Source organism: Flintibacter sp. SJQ-8 (genome assembly GCF_054108085.1).
The window spans coordinates 13,427-39,811 of sequence record NZ_JBPJWR010000001.1 but is presented as its reverse complement, the minus strand read 5'-3'; the positions used below and the strand labels follow the sequence as shown (position 1 = coordinate 39,811).

Below are 26,385 nucleotides of genomic sequence, written 5' to 3'. Positions count from 1 at the left end.
TCTGAAAATACGGTGTGGCGTCGGGAGACGTCACCCCAGGGCCACGTCCAGCATCATCATGACGCTGAAGCCCAGGGCGAAGAACACGGTGCCGATGTTGGAGTGCTTGCCCTGAGACATCTCGGGGATGAGCTCCTCCACCACCACATAGAGCATGGCGCCCGCGGCAAAGCTGAGGAAATAGGGCATGGCGGGGACGATGCGCTCCGCTGCCAGAATGGTCAGCAGCGCGCCCACAGGCTCCACCGCCCCGGACAGCACGCCCCCGGCAAAGGCCCGGGACTTTTTCAGCCCCTCCGCCCGCAGGGGCATGGAGATGATGGCCCCCTCGGGAAAGTTCTGAATGGCGATGCCCAGGGACAGGGCCATGGCCCCGGCGGCGGTGATCTGGGCACTGCCGGACAGATATCCGGCGTAGACCACGCCCACGGCCATCCCCTCGGGGATGTTGTGCAGGGTGACGGCCAGCACCATCATGGTGGTGCGCTGAAGCTGACTGGCCGGACCCTCCGCCTGGCCGCTGTTCTGGTGGAGGTGGGGGACCACATGGTCCAGCAGCAGCAGAAACAGCACGCCGATCCCAAAGCCGATGAAGGCCGGGAGAAAGGCCAGATGGCCCATGGCCGAGGCCTGGTCAATGGCGGGGATGAGCAGGCTCCACACCGATGCGGCCACCATCACCCCGGCGGCAAAGCCGGTGAGGGAGCGCTGGACCATGTCGCTGAGAGAGCGGCGCATGAAAAATACGCAAGCCGCTCCTAGGGATGTACCCAAAAATGGGATCAAAAGTCCGAAAAAAGTTGCATTTTCTTGGTGGATATTCACCACTCCTTTCCTTGGAATGGCATTGTAGCACAAGTTCCCTGCAAATGCAATGGGAAAAATCGTCCCCCGATTATTTGTTGTATCCCGGCGAAAAGAATGGTATAATGATACCAACTTCCCCGGGTGCTGCCGGGAAAAAACGAAATGAGGTTAAGAACATGACATATAAAGAGGAATTTATCACTTTCATGGTGCGCTCCGGCGTGCTGACCTTTGGGGATTTTACCACCAAGAGCGGGCGCAAGACCCCCTATTTCGTGAACACCGGCAACTATAAGACCGGGGCCCAGGCCGCTAAGCTGGGGGACTACTATGCCGCCTGCATCCAGGAGAACATGCCTGACGGCATCACCTGCCTGTTCGGGCCCGCCTATAAGGGCATCCCCCTGGCTGTGTCCGCCGCCGCCTCTCTCTACCGCAGCTATGACCGGGACCTGCCCTATTGCTTTAACCGCAAGGAGGCCAAGGACCACGGCGAGGGCGGCACGATGGTGGGCTATAAGCCCCAGGACGGGGATGACGTGGCCATCGTAGAGGACGTGGTTACCGCCGGCACCGCCGTGCGGGAGTCCATCGAGCTGTTCAAGCATGTGGCTGACGTGAACATGAAGGCCCTGTTCGTCTCGGTGGACCGGATGGAGCGGGGCACTCGGGACTGCTCTACCCTGGACGAGCTGCGCCAGGACTATGGCATCAAGGTGTTCCCCATCGTCACCGTGCGGGAGGTCATCGACTTCCTCCACAACCGCCCTGTGGACGGCAAGGTCTATATCGACGATGACATGAAGGCCAAGATGGAGGCCTATCTGGAGCAGTACGGCGCAAAGCAGTAAAAAAGCGGGAAAGAAATCCATCAGAAAGGGAGTCGGTCCACCATGCCAGGACACAGCGGGCACAGGCAGCGGGTCAAAACAGAATTCCTGGCCCGGGGCGTGGAGGGCTGGTCCGACCACCGCATTCTGGAGCTGCTGCTGTTCTACGCCATCCCTCAGGGGGACGTGAACGAGCTGGCCCACCGGCTGGTGGACCACTTCGGCAGTCTGGCCGGGGTGCTGGACGCCTCGGCAGAGGAACTGAAAAAAGTCCCCGGGGTGGGGGAGCACACGGCGGTGCTGCTGAAGCTGGTGCCCGCCATCGGCGGACGGTATCAGGAGCAGCGGGGCGCGCCGGGGCAGATCATCCACAGCCCGGAGGAGGCCGCCGCCGTGCTGTCCCCCTATTTCTTTGGGGCGGCCAACGAGATGGTCTATATCCTGTGCCTGGACGGCAAGGGCAAGGTGCTGGGGGTGCGCAAGGTGTCGGAGGGCAGCATCTATGCCTCCGACATCAACATCCGCCGCATTGCCGAGGCGGCCATGAGCCTGCGCTCCGCCGGGCTGTATCTGGCCCACAACCACATCAGCAACCTGGCCTTTCCCTCCGCCGCCGACTGGCAGACCACCGACGTCATCCGCTCCGCCCTGGCCGGGGTGGGGCTGGAGCTGATCGACCACCTGATCTTTGTGGACGGGGACGTGCTGTCCCTGAACCAGTCGGAGTCGGGCGGCCACAGGCCGGTCTATGAACTGTTATAGATGAGCCGCGATAGAAGCATTCCTGATTTCGCTCTCCTTCCCGGGCGGGAGGGGGAGCGAAGTTGTTCTTGCATTAGAACATTGGTTCTGATATGATGGACATACTACAATAGCAGCAGCATCGCCGCCGCGGCGGGAAAACGGAGGAGAACATGGCAAAATTCCAGGTGGTTTCGGAATACAAGCCCAGCGGGGACCAGCCCCAGGCTATTGAGGCCCTGTCCAGGGGTATCGAGATGGGGCTGGACGAGCAGACGCTGCTGGGCGTCACCGGATCGGGCAAGACCTTCACCATGGCCAAGATCATCGAGCAGGTCCAGCGTCCCACCCTGGTCCTGGCCCACAACAAGACCCTGGCCGCCCAGCTGTGCGCCGAGTTTCGGGAGTTCTTCCCCAACAACGCGGTGGAGTATTTCGTCAGCTACTATGACTATTACCAGCCGGAGGCCTATATCCCCCACACGGACACGTTCATCGAAAAGGACTCGGCCATCAACGAGGAGATCGACCGCCTGCGTCTGTCCGCCACCGCCTCCCTGCTGGAGCGGCGGGACGTGATCGTGGTGTCCTCCGTCTCCTGCATCTATGGCCTGGGCGAGCCGGAGGACTTCGCGTCCATGATGGTCTCCCTGCGGGTGGGGGCCACCCTGGAGCGGGACGAGCTGCTCAAGCGCCTGGTGGCCATCCGGTATGAGCGCAACGACATCGCCTTCGAGCGGAACATGTTCCGGGTCCGGGGGGACACGGTGGAGGTGTGGCCCGCCTATTGGAAGGACACCGCCATCCGGGTGGAGTTCTTCGGGGACGAGATCGACCGCATCAGCGAGATCAACGTGGTCACCGGCTCCCCCATCCGGCGGCTGACCAACATCCCCATCTGGCCCGCCACCCACTATGTCACCCCCAAGGACAAGATGGACGCGGCCATTCAGGAGATCTATAAGGAGCTGGAGGAGCGGGTGGCCTTTTTCGAGAGCCAGAACAAGCTCATCGAGGCCCAGCGCATCAAGCAGCGCACCATGTACGACGTGGAGATGATGCAGGAGCTGGGCTATTGCTCCGGCATCGAGAACTATTCCCGGGTCATCGAGGGCCGCCCTGTGGGTTCGCCCCCCCACACCCTGCTGGACTACTTCCCCAAGGACTTTGTGCTGTTCATCGACGAGAGCCACGTGACCCTGCCCCAGGTCCGGGCCATGTACAACGGGGACCGGGCCAGAAAGACCACCCTGGTGGACTATGGCTTCCGCCTGCCCTGCGCCTATGACAACCGGCCCCTGAAATTTGAGGAGTTTGAGCAGCGGGTGAACCAGGTGGTCTATGTCTCCGCCACCCCCGGGGAGTATGAGCGCACCCGGTCCGGCCAGATCGTGGAGCAGGTCATCCGGCCCACCGGCCTGCTGGACCCGGAGATCCAGGTCCGCCCGGTGGAGGGCCAGATCGATGACCTGATCGGGGAGATCAACGCCCGCACCGCCAGAAATGAGCGGGTGCTGGTGACCACCCTGACCAAGCGCATGGCTGAGGACCTGACCGCCTATCTCCAGGGGGCAGGCATTAAAGTTCGGTATATGCACCACGACATCGACGCCATGGAGCGCATGGAGATCATCCGGGACCTGCGCCTGGGCACCTTCCACGTGCTCATCGGCATCAACCTGCTGCGGGAGGGCCTGGACCTGCCGGAGGTGTCGTTAGTCGCCATCCTGGACGCGGACAAAGAGGGCTTTTTGCGCAGTGAGACCGCCCTCATCCAGACCATTGGCCGGGCCGCCCGAAACGCCGGGGGCCAGGTCATCATGTACGCCGATTCCATCACCCCGTCCATGCAGCGGGCCATGGACGAGACCCAGCGCCGCCGGGAGAAGCAGGCGGCCTATAACCGGGAGCACGGCATCGTGCCCAAAACGGTCATCAAGTCGGTGCGGGACCTGCTGGACATCTCCGCCCAGTCCGACGAGACCGACTCCCAGGCCCGCAAGGGCAGCGCCCCCGCCCTGACCAAGCAGCAAAAGACCGCCAAGATCGCCGCGCTGGAAAAGCAGATGAAAGAGGCCGCCAAAATGCTGGAATTCGAGCTTGCCGCCGCCCTGCGCGACCAGATCATCGAACTGCGGGGGAAATAAGATTTCAGAAACCGAGGGAATACCATGGCAAAGCAAAAAGACGAGAAGACCAATGTGATGCGGGTTTTGGAGCAGAAGAAGGTGGCCTATACCGCCCACACCTATCCCCACGAGGAGGGGGTGGCGGTGGACGGCGTCACCGTGGCCCGGTCTATGGGCCAGGACCCGGAGTGCGTGTTCAAGACGCTGGTGGCCCGTGGGGCCTCCGGGGGATATTATGTGTTCGACATCCCCGTGGGGGACACCCTGGACCTGAAAAAGGCGGCCAAGGCGGTGGGGGAGAAGTCCATCGCCATGATCCATCAGAAGGAGCTGCTGCCCCTCACCGGCTACGTCCACGGGGGCTGCTCCCCAGTGGGCATGAAGAAGCAGTTCCCCACCGTCTTCCACGAGACGGCGGAGATCATCGACACCATCACCGTCTCCGCTGGGAAGATCGGCTATCAGGTGGAGCTGGCCCCCGCCGACCTCATCGCCCTGGTGGGGGGCAGGACGGCGGACCTGACCGTGTAAATCAAACCGGGTGACCGGGGCGTATCAACAACAGAACAGGAGGGTGTACCATGGAAAAGAGAGAACCGTGGGAAAAGAAGAGCACGTTTTCGGCCCTGAGCGTCTATCAGCGCATCCTTCTGCTTTTGCTGCTCGTGATGATCGCGGCCTTTACCGGTCTGGCGTTCTGGTTTCAGAGCCACCCGGGGCTGGTCTGCATCCGGCCTGGAGGGCAAAAAGGCCCTGCTGGTCCGGTCACAGGCGGGGGAGACCGTCCGCTACTCCGGCAAGCTGGACGGACAGAGCGCGGAGTTCTCCGTCACCGGAGACACCGTCAACTACCGCTGGGGGGAGGAGACCTATGGCCCCTATCAGGTGAAGCGGGACCCCACGGCCCGGCCCCCTTACGACCCGGAGAATTCCTGGCCCAGCGGCCAGATCGGGGTGGAGGTGCGCCGGGAGGGCACGGTGGTCTTTCGGGGCGGCTATGCCTCCCCAGGCCGGATGCTGAACGACTATTGGGCCAGAAATCTGGTGTGGGAGGACGGTACCGACTATGACGACTGGACCCCGGGCATCTATGCCACCACCTCCACCGGGGAGATCATCGGGCTCACCGGTTCGGCGGCGAATCGAACCGTCCACCAGCCCCAGCTGTACACCGTCATTCAGGTGGCCATGGGCCCCCGGCTGTCCCAGCGGGGGAGCTGGACCGACTATATCAAGACCACGGCCCTGGCCGTCTTCACCGTGCTGTATGTGCTGCTTTACAAGCAGCTGCTCCAGGCCAGGATGAACTGGCTGGTGAAGGACAGGGAGCAGGCCCAGCCCTCAGACGTCTCGGTGGCGGCCGCCCTGGTGGCCATGCTGCTGCTGACCGGGGCCGTGCTGCTCTGCTATCTGCTCCCCCTGACCAAGCTGACCCCGGTTTAATATGTTGAAACGACTCCCCTGACGGGGAAAGGAGAAGACCAATGCACACTCATATCACAGTCAAAGGCGCGCGGGTGAACAACCTGAAGAACATCGACGTGAGCATCCCCCGGGACAAGCTGGTGGTGCTCACGGGGCTGTCCGGTTCGGGTAAGTCCTCCCTGGCCTTTGACACCATCTATGCCGAGGGACAGCGGCGGTATGTGGAGTCCCTCAGCTCCTATGCCCGCATGTTCCTGGGCCAGATGGAGAAGCCGGACGTGGACTATATCGACGGCCTGTCCCCCGCCATCTCCATCGACCAGAAGACCACCAGCAAGAACCCCCGGTCCACCGTGGGCACCGTGACGGAGATCTATGACTATCTCCGTCTGCTGTGGGCCAGGGTGGGCACGCCCCACTGCCCCATCTGCGGCAAAGAGATCAAACAGCAGACGGTGGACCAGATCATCGACCAGGTGCTTGCCCTGCCCGAGGGCGCCCGCATCCAGGTCATGGCCCCGGTGATCCGGGGGAAGAAGGGCGAGCACACCAAAGTGTTCGAGGACGCCCGCAAGTCGGGCTATGTCCGCTGCCGGGTGGACGGCATCGCCTATGATCTGTCGGAAGAGATCAAGCTGGAGAAGAACAAAAAGCACGAGATCGACGTGGTGGTGGACCGGCTGGTCATCCGGCCCGACATCACCCGCCGCCTCACCGACAGCGTGGAGATCGCCGCCAACCTGGCCGGGGGCCTGGTGGTGGTGAACGTGGTGGGGGAGGACCGGGACATCCTGTTCTCCCAGAACTACGCCTGCGAGGACTGCGGCGTGTCCATGGAGGAGTTGACCCCCCGGATGTTCTCCTTCAACAACCCCTTCGGGGCCTGCCCCACCTGCATGGGCTTAGGTTCTCAGATGAAGATCGACCCGGAGCTCATTATCCCCAACAAGGACCTGTCCATTGTGGAGGGGGCCATCACCGCCTCGGGCTGGAACAACGTGAAGGGGGACGGTATCTCCCGCATGTACTTCGACGCCCTGTCCAAGAAATATAAGTTCAAGCTGAACACCCCGGTAAAGGACCTGCCGAAGGAGATCATGGACGTGATCCTGTACGGCACCGGGGGAGAGAAGCTGACATTGCACTATGACCAGCCCCGGGGCCAGGGGACCCTGTATCAGCCCTTTGAGGGCATCGTGAACAATCTGGAGCGCCGCTATCGGGAGACCCAGTCGGACAGCGTGAAGCGGGAGCTGGAGGAGTGCATGAGCGAGTGCCCCTGTCCCACCTGCCGGGGCCGCCGCCTGAAGCGGGAGTCCCTGGCCGTCACCGTGGGCGGGCTGGACATCGACAGCTATTGCCGCAAGAGCGTCAGCGATGCCCTGGACTTTATGGACCATCTGGAGCTGAACCCCACCCAGACCATGATCGCCGCCCAGATCTTGAAAGAGATCAAAAATCGCCTGGGCTTTCTGCGCTCCGTGGGGCTGCAATACCTCACCCTGTCCCGGGAGGCGGGCACCCTGTCCGGCGGCGAGAGCCAGCGTATCCGCCTGGCCACCCAGATCGGCTCCTCCCTCATGGGGGTGCTGTATATTCTGGACGAGCCGTCTATCGGCCTGCACCAGCGGGACAACGACAAGCTGCTGGCCACGCTGAAAAAGCTGCGGGACCTGGGCAACACCCTGCTGGTGGTGGAGCACGACGAGGACACCATGCGGGAGGCCGACTATATCGTGGACATCGGCCCCGGCGCCGGGGTGAACGGGGGCCGGGTGGTGGCCGCCGGAACGCCGGAAGAGGTGATGAACACCCCCGGCTCTGTCACCGGGGACTATCTGTCCGGCAGAAAGAAGATCCCCGTCCCCACCCAGCGGCGGAGCGGGAACGGGCACTATTTGAAGATATTCGGCGCGGCGGAAAACAACCTGCGCCACGTGGACGTGGCCATCCCCCTGGGCACCTTCACCTGCGTCACCGGCGTGTCGGGCAGCGGCAAGTCCTCCCTGGTCAACGAGATCCTGTATAAGAAGCTGGGGGCCGACCTGAACCGGGTGAAGGTCCGCCCGGGCAAGCACGACCGCATCGAGGGGGAGGAGTATCTGGACAAGGTCATCAACATCGACCAGAGCCCCATTGGCCGCACCCCCCGCTCCAACCCCGCCACCTATACCGGGCTGTTCAACGACATCCGGGACCTGTTTGCCTCCACCCCCGACGCCAAGAGCCGGGGCTATGGCCCTGGCCGGTTCTCCTTCAACACCCGGGGTGGCCGGTGCGAGGCCTGCACCGGCGACGGCCTCATCAAGATCGAGATGCACTTTTTGCCCGACATCTATGTGCCCTGCGAGGTGTGTAAGGGCCGCCGGTATAACCGGGAGACCCTGGAGGTGCGCTATAAGGGCAAGAGCATCTATGACGTGCTGGAGATGACGGTGGACGAGGCTCTGCCCTTCTTCGAGAACCTGCCCCGCATCTATAACCGCCTGAAAACCCTGGAGGAGGTGGGCCTGGGCTATGTGAAGCTGGGCCAGCCCTCCACCGAGCTGTCCGGCGGCGAGGCCCAGCGCATCAAGCTGGCCACGGAGCTGTCCAAGCGATCCACGGGCAAGACCATCTATATCCTGGACGAGCCCACCACCGGCCTGCACACCGCCGACGTCCACAAGCTCATCGAGGTGCTGCAAAAGCTGGTGGACACGGGCAACACCGTGGTGGTCATTGAGCACAACCTGGATGTGATCAAAACCGCCGACCACCTCATCGACCTGGGCCCCGAGGGGGGCGACGGCGGCGGCACCATCGTCTGCACCGGCACCCCGGAGGAGGTGGCGGCCTGCCCCGCCTCCTATACGGGACAGTATTTGAAGAAGATGCTGGGGTGACCGGCTAACCATCAACAAACGAGGTCAACAAATGGAACTTTTGAATTGGCTCACGGCAACGACTCCGGGCAAATGCGTGTTTACCATGCTGGTGTCCATGATCCCCATTGTGGAGCTGCGGGGCGGGCTGCCCTTTGGGGTGGCCATGGGCCTGCCCTATTATCTGGCCTTCCCCGCAGCCGTTATCGGCAACCTGATCCCCACCCCCTTCATCATCGTGTACATACGCCGGGTGTTTCTCATCCTGCGGCGGTACTTCCCCCGGATGAACGGGTTTATTGACCGCCTGGAGAAGAAGGCCCACCTGAAGGGGGAGAAGGTCCGGCGCTATCAGTCCCTGGGGCTGTGGCTGTTCGTGGCCATCCCCCTGCCGGGGACGGGGGCCTGGACGGGTTCGCTGGCGGCGGCCTTTCTGGACATGCGGCTGAAGAACGCCCTGCCCGCCGTGGTGCTGGGGGTACTCACCGCCGGGTGCATCATGCTGGGGCTGACCCACGTGGGCGTGAACCTGTTCTCCGGCGCGGTGTAACGGGGGCGGCGGCCCCGGGCATAGAATGGCCCGGAGGTGCTGCCCAATGGAGCTTTGGATGGAGGGAACGCTGTGCGTCCTGTGTGTGCTGGGCCTGTGCGCTTTGGCCTGGGTGCTGCTGGGGCGGCTGCTGCGGCCCATCCCCGCCCGGAACGTCCGGCTGGTCATCGCCGGACGGGGGGAGGGGGAGGACCTGGAGCAGACGGTGCGGGGGCTGATGTGGCTGCGGGGCCTGGGGCTGCTGTCCTGCCCGGTGGTCATCGCCGACGTGGACCTGACCCCCCAGGGCTGGGAACTGGCCCTGCGTCTCACCACCCGCTGGCCCGACCTGGCCCTGTGGCCGGCGTCGGCGCTGGAGGAGTACATTTGTCAAGTTAGGAATTAGGAGTTAGAAGTTAGGAGTAGGGGCCGCTGTCCTCAGCGGCCCGTGGTGACCGGAAGGGTCTGTTGTGCGGGCCGATGAGGACATCGGCCCCTACATGCGAAGCAATTACCAGAGAGAAGGGGGCTTGTCCCTTGGAGGAAGTTACAACACAGGCACAGGTGCTGGAGGGGACGGTCTCCGCCGTGATCTATCAGAACGAGGAGAACGGCTATACGATTCTGCGCCTGGACTGCGGGGAGGAGGAGACCACGGTGGTGGGCTCCATGCCCGGCATCTCCCCGGGGGAGTATCTGTCCGTGCGGGGCCGCTGGACCCGGCACCCCACCTATGGTCCCCAGTTCAAGGCGGAGGTGGTGGAGCGCCGCCTGCCCCAGGGCCTGAAGGAGATCTATCACTACCTGGCCTCCGGGGCTGTGAAGGGGGTGGGCAAGGCCACCGCCCGGCTGCTGGTGGAGGAGTTCGGAGAGGACGTGTTCCAGGTCATCGAGGACGACCCGGAGCAGCTCACCCGCATCCGGGGCATCTCCCCCAAGCGGGCCCGGCAGATCGGGGACGTGTTCCGTCAGCAGATGGGTATGCAGCGTCTGGCGGAGTTCTTGGGGGAGCACGGCCTGCCCCTGGAGCTGGTGCCCCAGCTGCGCCGGTGCTATGGCGACGTGGCGTTGGAGGCCCTGAAGGCCAACCCCTATCTGCTGGTGGGGGAGGAGTTCGGCGTAGACTTTGCCCAGGCCGACGCCCTGGCCCTGTCCCTGGGGGTGGAGACGGAGGACCCCCAGCGGCTGGAGGCGGGCCTTTTGTTCGAACTGGCCCACAATCTGAATAACGGCCACACCTTTCTGCCCCAGGGCAAGCTGGTGGGGGCCACCGCCCAGTTGCTCAGCGTGCCCGGGGAGGAGCTGGAGGACTGCCTGGATGACCTGGCCGCCCGGGGCTGCGTGGAGCGGGAGCGGGTGGCCGGACAGGACGGGGTCTATCTCCCCAGCTTGTACGAGGCGGAGACCCTCATCGCCTGGCGCATCCGGGAGATGAGCGAGAACGAGCTGCTGCCCCCCAGCGACATGGAGGGCCTGCTGCGGCGCATCCAGCGGGACCAGGGCATCACCTATGCCCCCCAGCAGCGCCAGGCGGTGGAGCTGGCCGCCCAGCGCCAGGTGATGCTGCTCACCGGCGGCCCGGGCACGGGCAAGACCACCTGTCTCCGAGGGGTGCTGGCCCTGTTCGAGGCCATGGGTCTGGACACCGCCCTGGCCGCCCCCACAGGCCGGGCGGCCAAGCGCCTGGGGGAGCTGTGCGGGACGGAGGCATCCACCATCCACCGCCTGCTGGAGACCGCCTTTGACCCTCACACGGGCAAGCTGGTCTTCACCCACGACGCCGACGAGCCGTTAAGCGCCGACGCGGTCATCGTGGACGAGACCTCTATGGTAGACGTGACCCTGATGGCCGCCCTGCTCCAGGCCCTGCGGGGGGACTGCCGCCTGGTGCTGGTGGGCGACCCGGACCAGCTGCCGTCTGTTGGGCCTGGAAACCTGTTCTCTGATCTCATCCGCAGCGGGACGGTGCCCACCGTCCGGCTGACGGAGATCTTCCGCCAGGCGGCCCAAAGCGCCATCATCCGCAACGCCCACATGGTGGACTGCGGCCAGCTGCCCGACTTAAAGCGCAACGACAACGACTTCTTTTTCCTCACCCGGCGGGACGGACAGAGCGCGGTGGACACCATCGTGGACCTGTGCCGCCGCCGTCTGCCCGAGCGGATGGGCATCCCGGCGGACCAGATCCAGGTGCTCTCCCCCACACGGCGGCGCTCAACAGGGACCAAGGCCCTGAACCAGGCCCTCCAGGCCGCCCTGAACCCGCCTCTGGACGGGAAGGGGGAGCGGCGCTTTGGCGACTGGGTCTTCCGCACCGGGGACCGGGTGATGCAGGTGAAGAACAACTACGACGTGCTCTGGCGGGAGGACGGGGGTACCGCCTCCGGCATGGGCATGTTCAACGGGGACATCGGCGTGGTCCGCATGATCGACCGGGAGATCGTCACGGTGGACTTTGACGGGCGGGTGGTGGAGTACACCCCGGACATGCTGGGGGAGCTGGAACCCGCCTTTGCCGTCACCGTCCACAAGGCCCAGGGGGCGGAGTATCGGGCGGTGATCTTGGCCGTCCTGGACGGGGCGCCTATGCTCCTGTCCCGCAGCGTGCTGTACACCGCCATCACCCGGGCCAAAGAGTTATTTATCATCGTGGGCGACGACCAGACGGTGGCCTATATGGTCGCCAATGACCGCCAGACCCGCCGCTATTCCGGCCTGAGGGCCCGGCTGGCGGGGGAGGATACTTAAGGCGAAAAAGACAAAGGAGAAAACACCATGAGCGAGAAAAAGAGACGAGCCCTTGGCTTTTGGTCCCGGCACGCGGTGCGCGTGGCGGCGCTGGTGCTCATCGCGGCGGCGGTGCTGTCCGCCGGGGCCTTTGGGCTGAAGAGCCTGTTCAGCACCGACGGCAAGACCACCCGCCTGGGCTTTGAGGACATCGGCCAGCTGGCCACCCAGGCGGCCTATTGCACCGAGGTGAAGGTGGCGGAGAAGTCGGCGGAGCTGTGGGGCCTGACCATCCCCTTCACCCAGAGCAAGTATATCTACAGCTATGACGTGGAGGTGAAGGCGGGCTTTGACTTCGGGGCCATCACCTGGAGCGTGGACCGGGACCGGAAGACCATCCGGGTGAAGCTGCCCCAGGTCCAGGTGCTCAGCACCGAGCTGAAGCTGGACTCCTTCAAGGTCTATTATGAGGCAGAGAGCATCTTCCAGCGCTTCTCCCTGGCGGAGAACAACCAGGCCATGACCGAGCTGAAGGAGCAGGCCCGGGCCGACGCCATCGCCAACGGCATCCTGGACAGCGCCCGGACCAACGGAGAGACCATCCTGCGCTCCTTCTTCGCCAACGCTTATGACCTGGATCAATATGAACTGATCTTCATATGAAAAATCGTCCGCGCCTGAACAACAGCGTCAGGTGCGGACGATTTTATGTCATCTGTGAAAAGGTCACTCCTGGAGCAGCTGGGCGGCCAGGGCGGGGTCCAGGTTGCCGCCGGAGAGGACGAAGACCACCTTATCCTCCGGCTTGACGGGCAGGGCCCCCGCCAGGGCGGCGGCCACGGGCAGGGTGCCGGAGGGCTCCACCGTCAGCTTGGCCTTGTCCATGAGCAGGCGGATGGCCTGGCGGATATAGGTGTCGTCCACGGCGCACAGGTCGTCCACCCGGGCCTGGATCATCTGGAAGTTGTCCGGGTTGGCGTGGTCGGTGCGGGTGCCGTCGGCGATGGTCTCTACTTTTTCCAGGGCCACAGGCTCCCCGGCGGCCCGGCTCTTGCCATAGCGGGGGGCCCCGGCAGGCTCCACGCCGATGGTGCGGATGCTGGGGGAGAGGCCCTTCACCGCCGTGGCCACGCCGGAGATCAGTCCGCCGCCGCCGATGGGCACGGCCACCGCCGCCGCGTCAGGCAGGTCGGCCACGATCTCCAGGCCGATGGTCCCCTGGCCCGCGGCCACATAGGGGTCGGCATAGGGGTGGATGTTCACCATGCCCTCCTCCCGGGACAGCTCCTCCGCCCGGGCCTCCCGCTGGGAGGACAGGGTGCCCACCAGCTCCACTTCGCCGCCGAAGGACTTGACCCCGGCCAGCTTCACCGGGTTGGCGTTGGTGGGCATGACGATGACGGAGCGGACGCCCAGCCGCTGGGCGGCGCAGGCCACCCCTTGGGCGTGGTTGCCCGAGGAGGCGCACACCAGGCCGTGGGAGCGCTGCTGGGGGGTGAGAGCGAGGGCCTTGTTCATGGCGCCGCGAATTTTGAACGCGCCCATGACCTGGAACCCCTCGAACTTCAGATAGACCTGGTAGCCCAGGGGGGCGTCCAGAGCGGGGATGCGCAGCAGGGGGGTGCGCACCACATAGGGGGCGATGCGGGCCTGGGCGTCCTTCACGTCTTGCAGAGAGATCATAGCAAATTCCTCCTGTCTGTTGATAAAAAAGCGCGCTGCGGGAATGCAGAGACCCGCAGCGCGTGTGAGACGAAGTTACTTTTTGGGCTTGAAGCTGTCCTTCAGGGACACGGCGCGGTTAAAGACCAGGGCGCCGGGCTTGGAGTCTCTGGAGTCGGCGCAGAAATAGCCCACCCGCATGAACTGGAACCGGTCAGAGGGCTGGGCGTTGGCCAGAGAGGCCTCCAGCTTGCAGCCGGTGAGCACCTCCAGAGAGGCGGGGTTCAGGCAGTCCAAAAAGTTCTTGTCGCCGCCGTCGGGGTCGGCGTCGGAGAACAGGTTGTCATACAGCCGCACCTCGGCATTCACGGCGGTGGCGGCGTCCACCCAGTGGATGGTGGCCCCCTTCACCTTGCGGCCATCGGCGGGGTCGCCGCCACGGCTGTCGGGGTCATACTCGGCGGCGATCTCGGTGACGTTGCCGTTCTCGTCCGTCTCATAGCCCACGCACTTGATGAGATAGGCCCCCTTCAGGCGGCACTCGGGCCCGCCGGGGTACAGGCGCTTATACTTGGGCACGGGCTCGGGGAGGAAGTCGTCGGCCTCCACCCACAGCTCCCGGGAGAAGGTGACCTCCCGGGTCCCGGCGGCGGGGTCCAGGGGGTTATTTTCGATGGTCAGGGTCTCGCTCTGCCCCGCAGGGTAATTGGTGATGACCAGCTTCACCGGGCGCAGCACGGCCATGGCCCGCTGGGCGTGGTCGTTCAGGTCCTCCCGCAGGCAGTGCTCCAGGAAGGAATACTCCACGGTGGAGGGGTTCTTGGCCACGCCGATGCGGTCACAGAAGTTGCGGATGGAGGTGGGGGTATAGCCCCGGCGGCGCAGGCCGCACAGGGTGGGCATACGGGGGTCGTCCCAGCCGGACACCCGGCCCTCCTCCACCAGCTGGCGCAGCTTGCGCTTGGACATGACAGTGTGGTCGATGCCCAGGCGGGCGAACTCGATCTGCCGGGGGTGAGAGGGCAGGTCGCAGTTCTCCACCACCCAGTTGTACAGGGGGCGGTGGTCCTCATACTCCAGGGAGCACAGGGAGTGGGTGATGCCCTCCAGGGCGTCCTGGATGGGGTGGGCAAAGTCGTACATGGGATAGATGCACCACTTGTCCCCCTGGCGGTGGTGGTGGATATAGCGGATGCGGTAGAGCACCGGGTCACGCATGTTGAAGTTGCCGGAGGTCAGGTCGATCTTGGCCCGCAGGGTATACTTGCCCTCGGGGAACTCGCCATTGCGCATCCGCTGGAACAGATCCAGAGACTCCTCGATGGGGCGGTCCCGGAAGGGGGAGCGGGCGGGGGTGTTCACGTCGCCGCGATACTCCTTGAACTGCTCGGGGGTCAGCTCGCACACATAGGCCAGGCCCTTTTTGATGAGACCCACTGCCTGGCGATAGTCCTCCTCGAAGTAGTCGGAGCCATAGAAGAAGCGGTCCCCCCAGTCAAAGCCCAGCCAGTGGATGTCCTCTTTGATGGCGTCCACAAACTCGGTGTCCTCCTTGGCGGGGTTGGTGTCGTCCATGCGCAGGTTGCAGATGCCGCCGAACTTCTCGGCGGAGCCGAAGTCGATGATCAGGGCCTTGCAGTGGCCGATGTGCAGATAGCCGTTGGGCTCAGGCGGAAAACGGGTGTGGACCTGCATCCCGGCGAACTGTCCGCCGGGAGCGATGTCCTCTTTGATGAACTGGTGGATAAAGTTCTGGCTCTCCACAGCCTCGCCCTCTGCTCCGGCGACGGTGGTTTTCGTCTCTTCCGACATAGATGAAGCCTCCTGTTTTTCTGGGTGCGCGGCGATGAAGAACCGCGATATCTTAACCGGACCATTATACACCACTCATCGAGTGGTATGCAAGGATTTCCGGGGCATTTTCCCCACGCCAGGCGAAAGTGTGGAGAAATGGAAAAAGCAGTCCTTGTCAAAGACGAAAAATCGGGTATAATAGCGGTGTGAAGAGGGAACATGAAACGGAGGCGAGACCATGAGCCACGATATTCTGGTGCTGGGCAGCGGTCCGGCGGGACTGGCCGCCGCCGTGGCGGCCCGGGGCCGGGGCAAGTCCGTCCTGGTCATCGGCAACCGCTGGCAGGACAGCCCCCTGGCCCGGGCCGAGCGGGTGGACAACTATCTTGGCCTGCCCGCCAGCAGCGGGAAAGCGCTGCTGGAGCAGTTCTATGACCACGCGGCCAAGGCCGGGGTGGACTTTGTCACCGGGCGGGCCGTGTCCATGATGGTCTATGGCGGCGTGTTCGCCACCGTGGGCAGTCAGGTATACGACGGAAAGGCCCTGATCCTGGCCCCCGGGGTGCAGCGCCAGGCCAAATATCCCGGGGAGGAGACCTATCTGGGCCGGGGCGTGAGCTATTGCGCCACCTGCGACGGGATGCTCTACCGGGGTAAGCCGGTGATCGTCGTGGGCCGCAGCCCGGACGCGCCCTTAGAGGCCAACTATCTGAAGAGCTTGGGCTGTCAGGTGACCTATGTGGCTGGTCAGCGGCCGGAGGGCCTGGACGGGGACGTCCCCTTTGTCCAGGGCAGCCGCCTTGCCGTCATTGGCGAGCAGGCAGTAACGGCCCTGGAGGTGGACGGAGCCAAGCTGCCCTGTGCCGGGGTGTTCATCCTGCGCCAGGCGGTGGCCCCCACCGACCTGCTGCCCCAGCTGGAGACGGACGGGGGTACCATCCGGGTGGACCGGACCATGGCGACCAATCTGCCCGGGGTGTTCGCCGCCGGAGACTGCACCGGCGGACCTCTGCAAGTGGCCAAGGCGGTGGGGGAGGGCCACGTGGCCGCCCTGTCCGCCTGCGCCTGGCTGGAGGAGCAGAAGTAAGAGATACAACGACAGAAACAGAAAGGAGATCATATCATGATCCATTTTACCAAGGACGGACTGGACAAGGCCCTGGCGCAGAAGGGCCTGCTGATGGTGGACTTTTGGGCCGACTGGTGCGGCCCCTGTAAGATGCTTGCCCCCCTCATCGAGAGCCTGGACAAGGAATATGAGGGCCGGGTCACTGTGGGCAAGGTGAACGTGGACGACGAGCAGGAGCTGGCCATCCGCTATGGCGTCATGTCCATCCCCACCGTCATCTTCTTCAAGGACGGCCAGGAGATCGACCGCAAGGTGGGCGTCATGCCCCCCCAGGTCTTCACCCAGGTGCTGGATGAAAACGCATAAGCTCCAGGAGAACAGAACAACCCCGCAGCCTTGTGCTGCGGGGTTGTGATTTTTGTGGTCAAAATTTAGTTGTCCGTTTTCAGCAGGGCCTCGCCCGCCTGGTAGATGTCTCCCGCGCCTACAGTCAGGATCAGGTCGCCGGGCTGGGCCAGGCGGCGGAGCTGCTCTGTCACGTCGGCCAGGGTGGGGCAGTAGATGGAGCCGGGAATCTCCCGGGCCAGGTCGTTGGAGGAGATGCCCAGGGTGTTGGTCTCACGGGCGGCATAGATCTCCGCCAGCAGGGTGATGTCGGGCAGCTTGAGCACCTCTACAAAGTCGTGGAACAGCTCGTGGGTGCGGGAATAGGTGTGGGGCTGGAAGGCGCAGATGATCCGCTGATAGCCCAGGCCCTTGGCGGTGGTCAGCAGCGCCTGCAGCTCGTGGGGGTGGTGGGCATAGTCATCATAGACCATGGCCCCGTGGAACTCCCCCTTCTTCTCGAACCGGCGGCCCGCCCCGTGGAAAGCCCGCAGGCCCTCCTCCACGGCGGCGGCGGGAATGCCCAGACAGTGGGCAGCGGCGCAGGCGGCCAGGGCGTTGCGCACGTTGTGGACGCCGGGGACGGACAGGCTCACGTGGGCATAACACTGGCCGTTGACCATGGCGTCAAAGTCGGCAAAGCCCCCGTGCCAGGTGAGATCAGCGGCGTGGACGTCCCCATCCTCCAGGCCGAAGGTGATGGTGGACCGGTCCAGGCCCGCCAGGGCGTCCATGGTGTTGGCGTCATCCCGGTCCGCCACCACAAAGCCGGTTTCGGGCACCAGCTCGGCAAAGCGGCGGAAGGAGTGCTTCACGTCCTCCAGGTCCTTGAAGAAGTCCAGGTGGTCGGCGTCCACGTTGAGGATGACAGCCACGGTGGGGAAGAAGGACAGGAAGGAGTTGCAGTATTCGCAGGACTCCAGAATAATGGTGTCCCCGTGGCCCACCCGGTGGCCGGCCCCCAGGGCGGGCAGCACCCCGCCAATCATAATGGAGGGGTCCCGCTGGGCGGCCAGGAAGATGTGGGCGCACATAGAGGTGGTGGTGGTCTTTCCGTGGGTCCCAGCCACGCACAGGGCGTTTTCATAGTGGCGCATCAGGGCGCCCCAGGCCTGGGCCCGCTCGAACACGGGGATACCGGCGGCGCGGGCGGCGGCGATCTCCGGGTTGTCGTCGTGGACGGCGGCGGTGCGGATGACGCAGTCGGCCCCGGCCACGCTCTGGGGCAGGTGGCCGATGGTCACGGGGATGCCCAGGGCGCGCAGATGGGCCACCTCTGCGCTCTCGTGCATGTCAGAGCCGGTGACCACCACCCCCGCGCCGTGGAGCACCTGAGCCAGGGGGGACATGGACACCCCGCCCACGCCCACCAGATGGGCCCGCTTTCCGGGACAGATATAGTCCTGTATCTTCAAATCCATAACAAGGCACCTCGATCATCGTTCAAGAGAATTGATAAGTCAATTTGTGGTCTTATTATAAGCGCCCAGAGAGAAAAGCGCAAGGCGTCCGGGGAAATATACCCGAAAAACCGGTGGAATATGCAAAAAAACAGAGGGCGGACAGAAAATGGCTCTGTCCGCCCCCTGGCGGTTTATTCCTCCGGCTGCTTCTGGCTTTCGGCGGCGATGGTGGTCATCACGGCCTCCTGGCGCTCCATCAGGGCGTTCACCTGGTCCAGGGCCTTGCCCGCCTGCTCCAGCTGGCGGGCGGCGTGGGTCACGGTGGACTCCACCTCGGCCCGCAGGGCCTCGTACTCCAGGCGGACCTGGTTGGACCACTGGGCCATCTGCTCGTGGAGCTGGCGCACCTGGCCCTCGGCCTGGTCCTGGACCAGCTGGGCCCGGCGGTGGGCGTCCAGCTCCAGCCCGGCGGCCCGCTCCTTCAGGGCGGCATAGGCCTGGGCGTCCGGCTCTAAGGCGGCGGCCTTGTCCTTCCAGGTCTGAAGCTCCTGCCGGGCCTGCTCCAGCTCCTCAGACAGGCGGGAGACGGTCTCCCGGCTGATGGTGAGGTCGGCGTTGGCCTGGTCCAGCTGGCTCTGGAGGGCTTCGGCCTCCTGCTGGGCTTTCTCCAGCTGCTCCTGGCCGTCGCTCTCCTGGCTCTGGCGGTCAGTCAGTTCTTGCCGGGCCTGGTCCAGCTGGGCCTGAAGCTCCTGCTGCTGCTGGGCCGCCTGCTGGGCGGAGTTCTCCAGATATTCTAATACGTCCTGGCGGTTAAAGCCGCCGAACATGGCGCTGCGGAAGGGATGATCCATGGTGACACCTCGTTAAAACACTGCCTGAGCGGCAACTTTGTCGTATTCTAACGTATTTTACCACAAAGGACCGGGGTTGCACAAGGGGGAGTTGCGGGGCGTTACACCTTGCCGATGTCGGTGCGGAAGTGCATATCCTGGAAGGAGATGGGCTTGGCAGCGGCATAGGCGTTGGCGATGGCCTGGGGGAGGGTGTCGCCGGTGGCGGTGACGCCCAGAACACGGCCCCCGTTGGTGAGGATGTCGCCATTGTCGGCCTTTTTGGTCCCGGCGTGGAAGACCACGGCGGACTTGCCCGCCTCCTCCAGACCGGAGATGGGATAGCCCTTCTTATACTCCACGGGGTAGCCGCCGGAGGCCAGCACGATGCAGCAGGCCGCGCCTGGCTTCCACTTCACGTCCACCTGGTCCAGGGTGCCGTCTACACAGGCCTGGAAGATGTCCATCAGGTCGGTGTCCAGCATGGACAGGATGGGCTGGGTCTCCGGGTCACCGAAGCGGGCGTTGTACTCCACCACCTTGGGGCCGTCGGCGGTGAGCATCAGGCCGAAGTAGATGACGCCCTTAAAGGGACGGCCCTCCGCCTGAAGGGCGGCCACGGTGGGCTGGAAGATCTCTTTCTCGCACCGGGCGGCGATGTCGGGGGTATAGTTGGGGGAGGGGCAGAAAGCGCCCATGCCGCCGGTGTTGGGGCCCTGGTTGCCGTCGTAGGCCCGCTTGTGGTCCTGGCTGGACAGCATGGGCACCAGGTGCTCGCCGTCACAGAAGGCCAGCACGGTGACCTCGGGGCCAACCATGCACTCCTCAATGACCACGGTGGAGCCGGAGGCGCCGAACTTGTGGTCCTCCATCATCTCCCGCACGGCCTTTTCCGCCTCCTCCACGGTGGCGGCGACCACAACGCCCTTGCCCAGGGCCAGGCCGTCGGCCTTGACCACGATGGGGGCGCCCTCCCGGCGGATATAGGCCAGGGCGGCGTCCAGGTCGGTGAAGGTCTCGTACTTGGCGGTGGGGATGTGATACTTCTTCATCAGGGACTTGGAGAAGGCCTTGCTGGCCTCGATGACGGCGGCGTTGGCGTGGGGGCCGAAGGCGGGGATGCCGGCGGCCTCCATGGCGTCTACCATGCCCAGAGCCAGGGGATCGTCCGGGGCCACCATGACAAAGTCCATGGCGTTGTCCTTGGCCCACTTCACCATGCCCTCCACGTCCGTGGCGCTGACGGGCACACAGGTGGCCACCTGGGCGATGCCCGCATTGCCCGGGGCGCAATAAAGCTCGGTCACCTTAGGGGACTGGGCCAGCTTCCAGCAGATGGCGTGCTCGCGGCCGCCGCCGCCGACTACTAATACTTTCATGGTTTCATTCACCTTTCTTTTTAGTTAGGAGTGATGAGTGATGAGAGATGAGTTAATCAGAATTTCGCATGGTGCGTGTGATTGATGCGAGAATTTTCCGCAATTCTTCACAGTCGTGGAACATAGAGGCGTATTCTGCCTGTGTCAAGTAATCACAGGAATACAACAATTCCAACCAATATAGTGTTTCAGCACATTCTTTTAAGGCGATGTAGGTTTTATTCAGAAAGTCCTTTCGGCTGCTTCCATACTGGGCTTCTGCCAGATTAGCTCCGATGCTGGTCCCACTGCGGAGCAGCTGTTTTGACAGGACATATTCCTTCTTTTCGTCGCAGAGGTATTGGTATAGATGAACGATCCGCTTGGCAAACAACAGACTTTTTGTCCTGCTGGGGCTGTTGTCGTTCATAGACTCCTACCTCCTAACTCCTATCTCATCACTCTTTTCAGTGGTGGAACAGTCTTACGCCCGTAAATGCCATGACCATGCCGTATTTGTCGGCGGTGGCGATGACCTGGTCATCCCGGATGGAGCCGCCGGGCTGGACGATGTACTGCACGCCCGACTTGTGGGCCCGCTCCACATTGTCGCCGAAGGGGAAGAAGGCATCGGAGCCCACAGTGACGCCGGACTGCTGTGCGATCCAGGCGGTCTTCTCTTCCTGGGTGAGGACGGGGGGCTTTTCCGTGAAGATGGTCTGCCACACCCCGTCGGCAAGCACGTCGTCGTGCTCCTGAGAGATATACAGGTCGATGGCGTTGTCCCGGGCGGGGCGGCGGATGTCAGGCAGGAAGGGCAGGGCGAGGACCTTGGGGTGCTGGCGCAGCCACCAGATGTCCGCCTTGTCCCCGGCCAGACGGGTGCAGTGGATGCGGCTCTGCTGGCCGGCCCCCACGCCCAGGGTCTGGCCGTTTTTCACGTAGCACACCGAGTTGGACTGGGTGTATTTCAGCACGATCTGGGCCAGCAGCATGTCGTTTTTGGCCTGCTGGGACAGCTCCTTGTGCTCTGTGACGATGTTCTGCAGCAGCTCCTCGGTGATGGCCAGGTCGTTATACCGCTGCTCGAAGGTCACGCCGAAGATGGTCCGGCGCTCCACCGGGGCGGGGGTATAGTCCGGGTCGATCTGGACCACGTTATAGTTGCCCTTCTTCTTGGTGCGGAGGATGGCCAGGGCCTGGTCGGTGTAGCCGGGGGCGATGACGCCGTCAGACACCTCCTCGGCCAGCACCCGGGCAGCGTCCTCGTCACACACGTCGGACAGGGCGGCCCAGTCGCCGAAGGAGCGCCGCCGGTCAGCTCCCCGGGCCCGGACATAGGCGCAGGCGATGGGGGACAGATCCCCCTCCGGGGCGAAGTAAATTTTCCGCTCCACTTCGGTCAGGGGCTGGCTCAGGGCGGCCCCGGCGGGGGAGACGTGCTTGAAGGAGGCGGCGGCGGGCAGGCCGGTGGCCTTTTTCAGGGCGCGCACCAGCTGCCAGGAGTTCAGGGCGTCCATAAAGTTGATGTATCCCGGGCGGCCATTGAGTACCTCCAGGGGCAGCTCCCCCTGGTCCATGGACAGGCGGGCGGGCTTTTGGTTGGGGTTGCAGCCATATTTCAGTTCCAGTTCCTTCATGATCTGTCCCTCCGATCAGCCGTGCTTGTTGATGATGACGCTGTCCCGGCTGCCGGTGTGAACGTCGATCATGCTCACATAGAGAGAGACTTTATTGTCCCCGTTCAGGCTGGCCCACAGCTGCTGGGCCCACTCATGGGCGGAGGCCTGGGGAATGGCCACCCGGCGGGGCTCCCCCTCAAAGGAGGGCAGGGGGTTCACGTCCTCCTGATAGGTGTGGATGAAGTGGCCCACGCCGGGGGCGGCGTGGTCATACTCGAAGAAGTAGCGGCAGCAGCAGTCCGGGTCCCCGTCCAGGCTCTTCAGAATGGACAGGTTATAGGTGCAGTCGGGCTTCACCACGCCGGAGATGCGGGGGGTGAAGTTGGGGCCGTCCGGCTCGAAGGCCCGGGTGTTCAGGGCGTGGCGATAGCAGTGGCCCTGCTGGATGTGGTCCCGGATGGTGTCCGTCTGGTCGCCGTTGGTGACCACGGTCATGCCGTTGGGCAGAATGCGCACGGGGTGATAGATGATGAGGGAGGGGTCGGTCATCTTGCTCTCGTCAAAGGCCCGGGTGCGGATGCCGTCCTCAGTCTCCTCGAAGATGCGGTTGCGGCTGTTTTCGCTGCGGCCCATGATGAAATAGGCCACGGCGACTTTGTCGTTGTCGGGGGTGCGGCCCAGGACGATGCCCCGGCCGGGGTAGGTATGCTGGGCGAGATACTGCTCCAGATCCAGCAGCTTCATGTTTCATTCCTCCTGTCTGATGTGAAAACAGGGCGCACCAACCCCGCAAAGCGAGATTCGGTGCGCCCAGACGGTCGGCAGAAAAGCACAGGCGATGCTCCCCGTGGTCTGTTCCACTTCCGTCAGTTACACCGCGTGTTTGGGTTTTGATAGGGGGTCACGCGGGCGGCCAAAGGCCGCCCCTACGTTATGCCCCTGTAGGGGCGGCCTTTGGCCGCCCGGGGTTTTAGGGCGGAGAGGGCCTTACATCACTTGTCCAGGATGCGGACGATACGGCCCTCCACCGCCAGGCGGTCCTGGCAGAACAGGGACACGGCCTTGGGCAGCAACTTCCACTCGCACTGCTCCATGATCCGCCGCTGCAGCACCTCCGGCGTATCGTCGGGCAGGACCTCCACCGCCTTTTGCAGCACGATGGGCCCTCCGTCGCACTCCGGGCTGACAAAATGGACGGTGGCCCCGGACAGCTTGACCCCATAGGCCAGGGCCTTCTCGTGGACATGAAGTCCATAGCACCCCGGTCCGGCGAAGGAGGGGATCAGGGCGGGGTGGATGTTCAAAATGGCGTTGGGGAAGGCCCGGACCATCTCCTCGGTGAGGATGGTCATAAATCCGGCCAGCACCACCAGCTGGATGTCCAGCTGACGCAGCTTGTCCACCAGGGCCACGGTCATGGCCCGGTTGGAGGGATAGTCCCGCCGGTCTATCACATAGCCGGGGATGCCCGCCTTTTCGGCCCGCTCCAGGGCGTAAGCGTCGGGGGAGGAGGAGATCACGGCGGCGATGGAGCCGTTTACGATCTCGCCCCGGCCCTGGGCATCGATGAGGGCCTGGAGATTGGTCCCGCCGCCGGAGACCAGCACGGCGATGCGCTTCATCACACCAGCTCCACGCCGTCGGCCCCGGCGACCACCTCGCCGATGGCATAGGCGCTCTCACCGGCATCGGCCAGGACGGACAGGGCCTGCTGGGCCTGTCCGGCGGGCAGGGCCAGGATCATGCCGATGCCCATGTTAAAGGTGTTGTACATGTCCCGCTGGGGGATGTTCCCCTTGTCCTGGATCAGCTGGAAGATGGGCAGCTTGGGGAAGGAATCCAGACGGATGCGGGCGGTGAGGCCGTCGGTCATCATGCGGGGGACGTTCTCGTAGAAACCGCCGCCGGTGATGTGGCTGACGGCGTGGATGTCAATGCCGGCCTTCAGCAGGGCCTTGATGGCCTTGACATAGATGCGGGTGGGGGTGAGCAGGGCCTCGCCCAGGCTCTTGCCCCCCAGCTGCTCCACGGGGGAGGTGAGGTCGGCGTGCTCCACGTCCAGCACCTTGCGCACCAGGGAGAAGCCGTTGGAGTGGACACCGGTGGAGGCCAGGCCGATGAGGACGTCCCCTTGGGCCAGGCGCTTGCCGTCGATGATCTTCTCCTCGTCCACGATGCCCACGGAGAAGCCGGCCACGTCATAGTCGTCGTCGGGCATCAGACCGGGGTGCTCGGCGGTCTCGCCGCCCACCAGGGCGCACTCGGACTGGCGGCAGCCCTCGGTGATGCCGGTGACGATCTCGGCGATGCGGGCGGGGTCATTCTTGCCGCAGGCGATGTAGTCCAGGAAGAACAGGGGGGCCGCACCGCCGCAGATGATGTCGTTGACGCACATGGCCACGCAGTCGATGCCAATGGTGTCGTGCTTGTCCATCAGCTGGGCCAGGCGGAGCTTGGTGCCCACACCGTCGGTGCCGGAGACCAGCACGGGCTTTTTCATCCCGGCCACGTCGGGGGCGAACATGCCGCCGAAGCCGCCCAGGGTGCCCATGACACCGGGGATATAGGTGGACTCTACCATGGGCTTGATGCGCTCCACCGACTCGTAGCCGGCGGTGACGTCCACGCCGGCGGCGGCGTAGGACTCGGAATGGGAGTTCTTCATGTGGAAACCTCCAAAATTTATAGTTTGGATATTAGGACGGATTGCCACGTCGGGCGCTGCCCTCCTCGCAATGACAGGGAGGAACCACGACGCGGACCGTGAATCACTCTTTGCCGCTCCAGCAGTAGGTACAGACCTTGTCCCGGTCAATGCCGATGGCATCCAGCAGGCCGTCCAGGGACTGGAAGCCCAGAGAGTCGAAGCCGAACTTCTCGCAGATGGTCTTGAGCATGCACTGGCCCCGCTGGGTGCTGGCATCGGCATACTCGTCCAGGTGCTTCTGGCCCTCGTCCCCCTCCAGCTCCTGCACGGTGCGGCGGGCCAGCAGCTCCATTTCAGAGTTGCTGCTGGAGAAGTTCAGATATTTACAGCCATACATGATGGGCGGGCAGGCCGAGCGCATGTGGACCTCTTTTGCGCCGCTCTCATACAGAAATTCCACCGTCTCCCGCAGCTGGGTGCCACGGACGATGGAGTCGTCCACGAACAGCAGCTTTTTGCCCTGGATGAGCTCGGGCACGGGGATCTGCTTCATCTTGGCCACCTGGTTGCGCACATTCTGATTGGTGGGCATAAAGGACCGGGGCCAGGTGGGGGTGTATTTCACGAAGGGGCGGGCAAAGGGCACATGGCTGGCGTTGGCATAGCCGATGGCGTGGGGCAGGCCGGAGTCGGGCACGCCGGCCACATAGTCCAGGTCCTGGGCCACGCCCCGCTCCTTGTCGTCCTGAGCCATGCGCTCGCCGTTGCGATAGCGCATGACCTCTACGTTCACGCCCTCGTAGTTGGAGTTGGGGTAGCCGTAGTAGGACCAGAGGAAGGCACAGATCTTCATGTCCTTCCCCGGCTGGGACAGGGTCTGCCAGCCGTCGGCAGTGACCTTTACGATCTCACGGGGGCCCAGCTCGTGGGAATCCTGATAGCCCAGCTTGTGATAGGCAAAGGACTCGAAGGAGACGCAGCAGCCCTCGTCGTTTTTGCCGATGAGTACGGGCAGACGGCCCAGCCGGTCGCGGGCGGCGATGATCTCGCCCCGCTCGGTGAGGATGAGCAGGGTGAGGGAGCCCTGGATCATCTCCTGGGCGTGGAGAATGCCGGAGACCAGGTCGTCCTTCTGGTTGATGAGGGCGGCGGCCAGCTCGGTGGCGTTCACCCGGCCGGAGCTCATGGCCATGAACTGGTGACCGTGGTCGGAGAAATAGGTCTGGATCAGCTCATCGGCGTTGTTGATGATGCCCACCGTGGAGATGGCATACAGGCCAAGGTGGGACCGCACCAGCAGGGGCTGGGGATCGGTGTCGCTGATGCAGCCGATGCCGCTGCAGCCGTGAAAGTCGGCCAGGTCCCGCTCGAACTTGGTGCGGAAGGGGGTGTTTTCGATGTTGTGGATCTGGCGCTGAAAGCCGTCCTTCTCATCGAACATGATCATGCCGCCCCGGCGGGTGCCCAGGTGGGAGTGGTAGTCCACTCCGAAGAAAATATCAAGGGTGACATCCCGCTGAGAGACGGCCCCAAAAAAACCTCCCATGTGTTACCTCCCTGCTGC

Annotated in this window: 24 protein-coding genes and 1 riboswitch; of the genes, 12 read left to right on the top strand and 12 right to left on the bottom strand. The window is 64.0% G+C overall.

Annotation, left to right across the window (positions count from 1 at the left end):
• Nucleotides 1-30: 30 nt before the first annotated feature.
• Nucleotides 31-738: a ZIP family metal transporter gene (locus ACSAMP_RS00185; protein ID WP_457799165.1), complete on the bottom strand. Its 708-nt coding sequence runs from the start codon at nt 736-738 to the stop codon at nt 31-33.
• 245 nt (nt 739-983) lie between these two features.
• On the opposite strand from ACSAMP_RS00185, the gene pyrE reads away from it, so the two are divergent.
• From pyrE to ACSAMP_RS00135, 10 genes are all read left to right on the top strand, one after another.
• A complete protein-coding gene (gene pyrE / locus ACSAMP_RS00180; protein WP_147563586.1) occupies nt 984-1,658 on the top strand; it encodes an orotate phosphoribosyltransferase in 675 nt (224 codons plus the stop codon).
• A gap of 42 nt (nt 1,659-1,700) precedes the next feature.
• Nucleotides 1,701-2,399, top strand: a complete 699-nt coding sequence (locus ACSAMP_RS00175) for a JAB domain-containing protein (RefSeq protein WP_457799164.1) — start codon at nt 1,701-1,703, stop codon at nt 2,397-2,399.
• Nucleotides 2,400-2,551: 152 nt separating this feature from the next.
• The gene (gene uvrB, locus ACSAMP_RS00170; protein ID WP_457799163.1) at nt 2,552-4,525 is read left to right on the top strand and encodes an excinuclease ABC subunit UvrB; all 1,974 of its coding nucleotides are present in this window, start codon (nt 2,552-2,554) and stop codon (nt 4,523-4,525) included.
• Between the two features lie 24 nt (nt 4,526-4,549).
• Nucleotides 4,550-5,038: a Cys-tRNA(Pro) deacylase gene (ybaK, locus tag ACSAMP_RS00165; protein WP_441796024.1), complete on the top strand. Its 489-nt coding sequence runs from the start codon at nt 4,550-4,552 to the stop codon at nt 5,036-5,038.
• Between the two features lie 354 nt (nt 5,039-5,392).
• The gene (locus tag ACSAMP_RS00160) at nt 5,393-5,950 is read left to right on the top strand and encodes a hypothetical protein (protein ID WP_457799162.1); all 558 of its coding nucleotides are present in this window, start codon (nt 5,393-5,395) and stop codon (nt 5,948-5,950) included.
• A gap of 41 nt (nt 5,951-5,991) precedes the next feature.
• Complete coding sequence (uvrA, locus tag ACSAMP_RS00155) at nt 5,992-8,817, top strand: excinuclease ABC subunit UvrA (RefSeq protein ID WP_457799161.1); 2,826 nt, start codon at nt 5,992-5,994, stop codon at nt 8,815-8,817.
• Nucleotides 8,818-8,848: 31 nt separating this feature from the next.
• Complete coding sequence (locus ACSAMP_RS00150; protein WP_441796021.1) at nt 8,849-9,346, top strand: COG2426 family protein; 498 nt, start codon at nt 8,849-8,851, stop codon at nt 9,344-9,346.
• Nucleotides 9,347-9,392: 46 nt separating this feature from the next.
• Nucleotides 9,393-9,731, top strand: a complete 339-nt coding sequence (locus ACSAMP_RS00145; RefSeq protein WP_457799160.1) for a hypothetical protein — start codon at nt 9,393-9,395, stop codon at nt 9,729-9,731.
• A gap of 131 nt (nt 9,732-9,862) precedes the next feature.
• Nucleotides 9,863-12,073, top strand: coding sequence for an SF1B family DNA helicase RecD2 (recD2, locus tag ACSAMP_RS00140; RefSeq protein WP_457799159.1), 2,211 nt, complete (start codon nt 9,863-9,865; stop codon nt 12,071-12,073).
• A 27-nt stretch (nt 12,074-12,100) separates the two neighbouring features.
• Nucleotides 12,101-12,715, top strand: a complete 615-nt coding sequence (locus tag ACSAMP_RS00135; RefSeq protein WP_457799158.1) for a DUF4230 domain-containing protein — start codon at nt 12,101-12,103, stop codon at nt 12,713-12,715.
• A 63-nt stretch (nt 12,716-12,778) separates the two neighbouring features.
• On the opposite strand, the gene ACSAMP_RS00130 is transcribed toward ACSAMP_RS00135, so the two are convergent.
• Both ACSAMP_RS00130 and ACSAMP_RS00125 read right to left on the bottom strand, forming a co-directional pair.
• Nucleotides 12,779-13,735, bottom strand: a complete 957-nt coding sequence (locus ACSAMP_RS00130; RefSeq protein ID WP_457799157.1) for a threonine ammonia-lyase — start codon at nt 13,733-13,735, stop codon at nt 12,779-12,781.
• Between the two features lie 75 nt (nt 13,736-13,810).
• Nucleotides 13,811-15,526 carry a glutamine--tRNA ligase/YqeY domain fusion protein gene (locus tag ACSAMP_RS00125; protein WP_457799156.1) on the bottom strand — a complete coding sequence of 572 codons (1,716 nt, stop codon included), beginning with the start codon at nt 15,524-15,526 and terminating at the stop codon, nt 13,811-13,813.
• Between the two features lie 220 nt (nt 15,527-15,746).
• Between ACSAMP_RS00125 and ACSAMP_RS00120 the strand changes: the two genes are divergently transcribed.
• Entirely contained in the window at nt 15,747-16,595 is an 849-nt protein-coding gene (locus ACSAMP_RS00120; protein WP_457799155.1) for an NAD(P)/FAD-dependent oxidoreductase, read from the top strand.
• A gap of 36 nt (nt 16,596-16,631) precedes the next feature.
• Complete coding sequence (gene trxA / locus ACSAMP_RS00115; RefSeq protein ID WP_457799154.1) at nt 16,632-16,943, top strand: thioredoxin; 312 nt, start codon at nt 16,632-16,634, stop codon at nt 16,941-16,943.
• A gap of 65 nt (nt 16,944-17,008) precedes the next feature.
• Here the strand turns inward: trxA and murC are convergent, their stop codons facing one another.
• From murC to ACSAMP_RS00070, 9 genes are all read right to left on the bottom strand, one after another.
• Nucleotides 17,009-18,382 (bottom strand): UDP-N-acetylmuramate--L-alanine ligase, encoded by a 1,374-nt coding sequence (murC, locus tag ACSAMP_RS00110; RefSeq protein ID WP_457799153.1) that lies wholly within the window; start codon nt 18,380-18,382, stop codon nt 17,009-17,011.
• 173 nt (nt 18,383-18,555) lie between these two features.
• Nucleotides 18,556-19,215: a coiled-coil domain-containing protein gene (locus ACSAMP_RS00105; RefSeq protein ID WP_457799152.1), complete on the bottom strand. Its 660-nt coding sequence runs from the start codon at nt 19,213-19,215 to the stop codon at nt 18,556-18,558.
• A gap of 101 nt (nt 19,216-19,316) precedes the next feature.
• The gene (purD, locus tag ACSAMP_RS00100) at nt 19,317-20,573 is read right to left on the bottom strand and encodes a phosphoribosylamine--glycine ligase (protein ID WP_457799151.1); all 1,257 of its coding nucleotides are present in this window, start codon (nt 20,571-20,573) and stop codon (nt 19,317-19,319) included.
• A 52-nt stretch (nt 20,574-20,625) separates the two neighbouring features.
• Nucleotides 20,626-20,982 (bottom strand): four helix bundle protein, encoded by a 357-nt coding sequence (locus ACSAMP_RS00095; RefSeq protein ID WP_227146171.1) that lies wholly within the window; start codon nt 20,980-20,982, stop codon nt 20,626-20,628.
• 37 nt (nt 20,983-21,019) lie between these two features.
• Nucleotides 21,020-22,192: a phosphoribosylaminoimidazolecarboxamide formyltransferase gene (locus ACSAMP_RS00090; protein ID WP_457799150.1), complete on the bottom strand. Its 1,173-nt coding sequence runs from the start codon at nt 22,190-22,192 to the stop codon at nt 21,020-21,022.
• A gap of 15 nt (nt 22,193-22,207) precedes the next feature.
• The gene (locus ACSAMP_RS00085) at nt 22,208-22,918 is read right to left on the bottom strand and encodes an IMP cyclohydrolase (protein ID WP_457799149.1); all 711 of its coding nucleotides are present in this window, start codon (nt 22,916-22,918) and stop codon (nt 22,208-22,210) included.
• 57 nt (nt 22,919-22,975) lie between these two features.
• Nucleotides 22,976-23,058, bottom strand: a riboswitch (ZMP/ZTP riboswitch).
• Nucleotides 23,059-23,166: 108 nt separating this feature from the next.
• A complete protein-coding gene (gene purN, locus ACSAMP_RS00080; RefSeq protein ID WP_457799148.1) occupies nt 23,167-23,796 on the bottom strand; it encodes a phosphoribosylglycinamide formyltransferase in 630 nt (209 codons plus the stop codon).
• Nucleotides 23,796-24,839 carry a phosphoribosylformylglycinamidine cyclo-ligase gene (gene purM / locus ACSAMP_RS00075; RefSeq protein WP_227146160.1) on the bottom strand — a complete coding sequence of 348 codons (1,044 nt, stop codon included), beginning with the start codon at nt 24,837-24,839 and terminating at the stop codon, nt 23,796-23,798. Before purM ends, purN begins: the two co-directional genes overlap by 1 nt.
• Before the next feature lie 103 nt (nt 24,840-24,942).
• A complete protein-coding gene (locus ACSAMP_RS00070) occupies nt 24,943-26,367 on the bottom strand; it encodes an amidophosphoribosyltransferase (RefSeq protein WP_147562639.1) in 1,425 nt (474 codons plus the stop codon).
• Between the last annotated feature and the right edge of the window lie 18 nt (nt 26,368-26,385).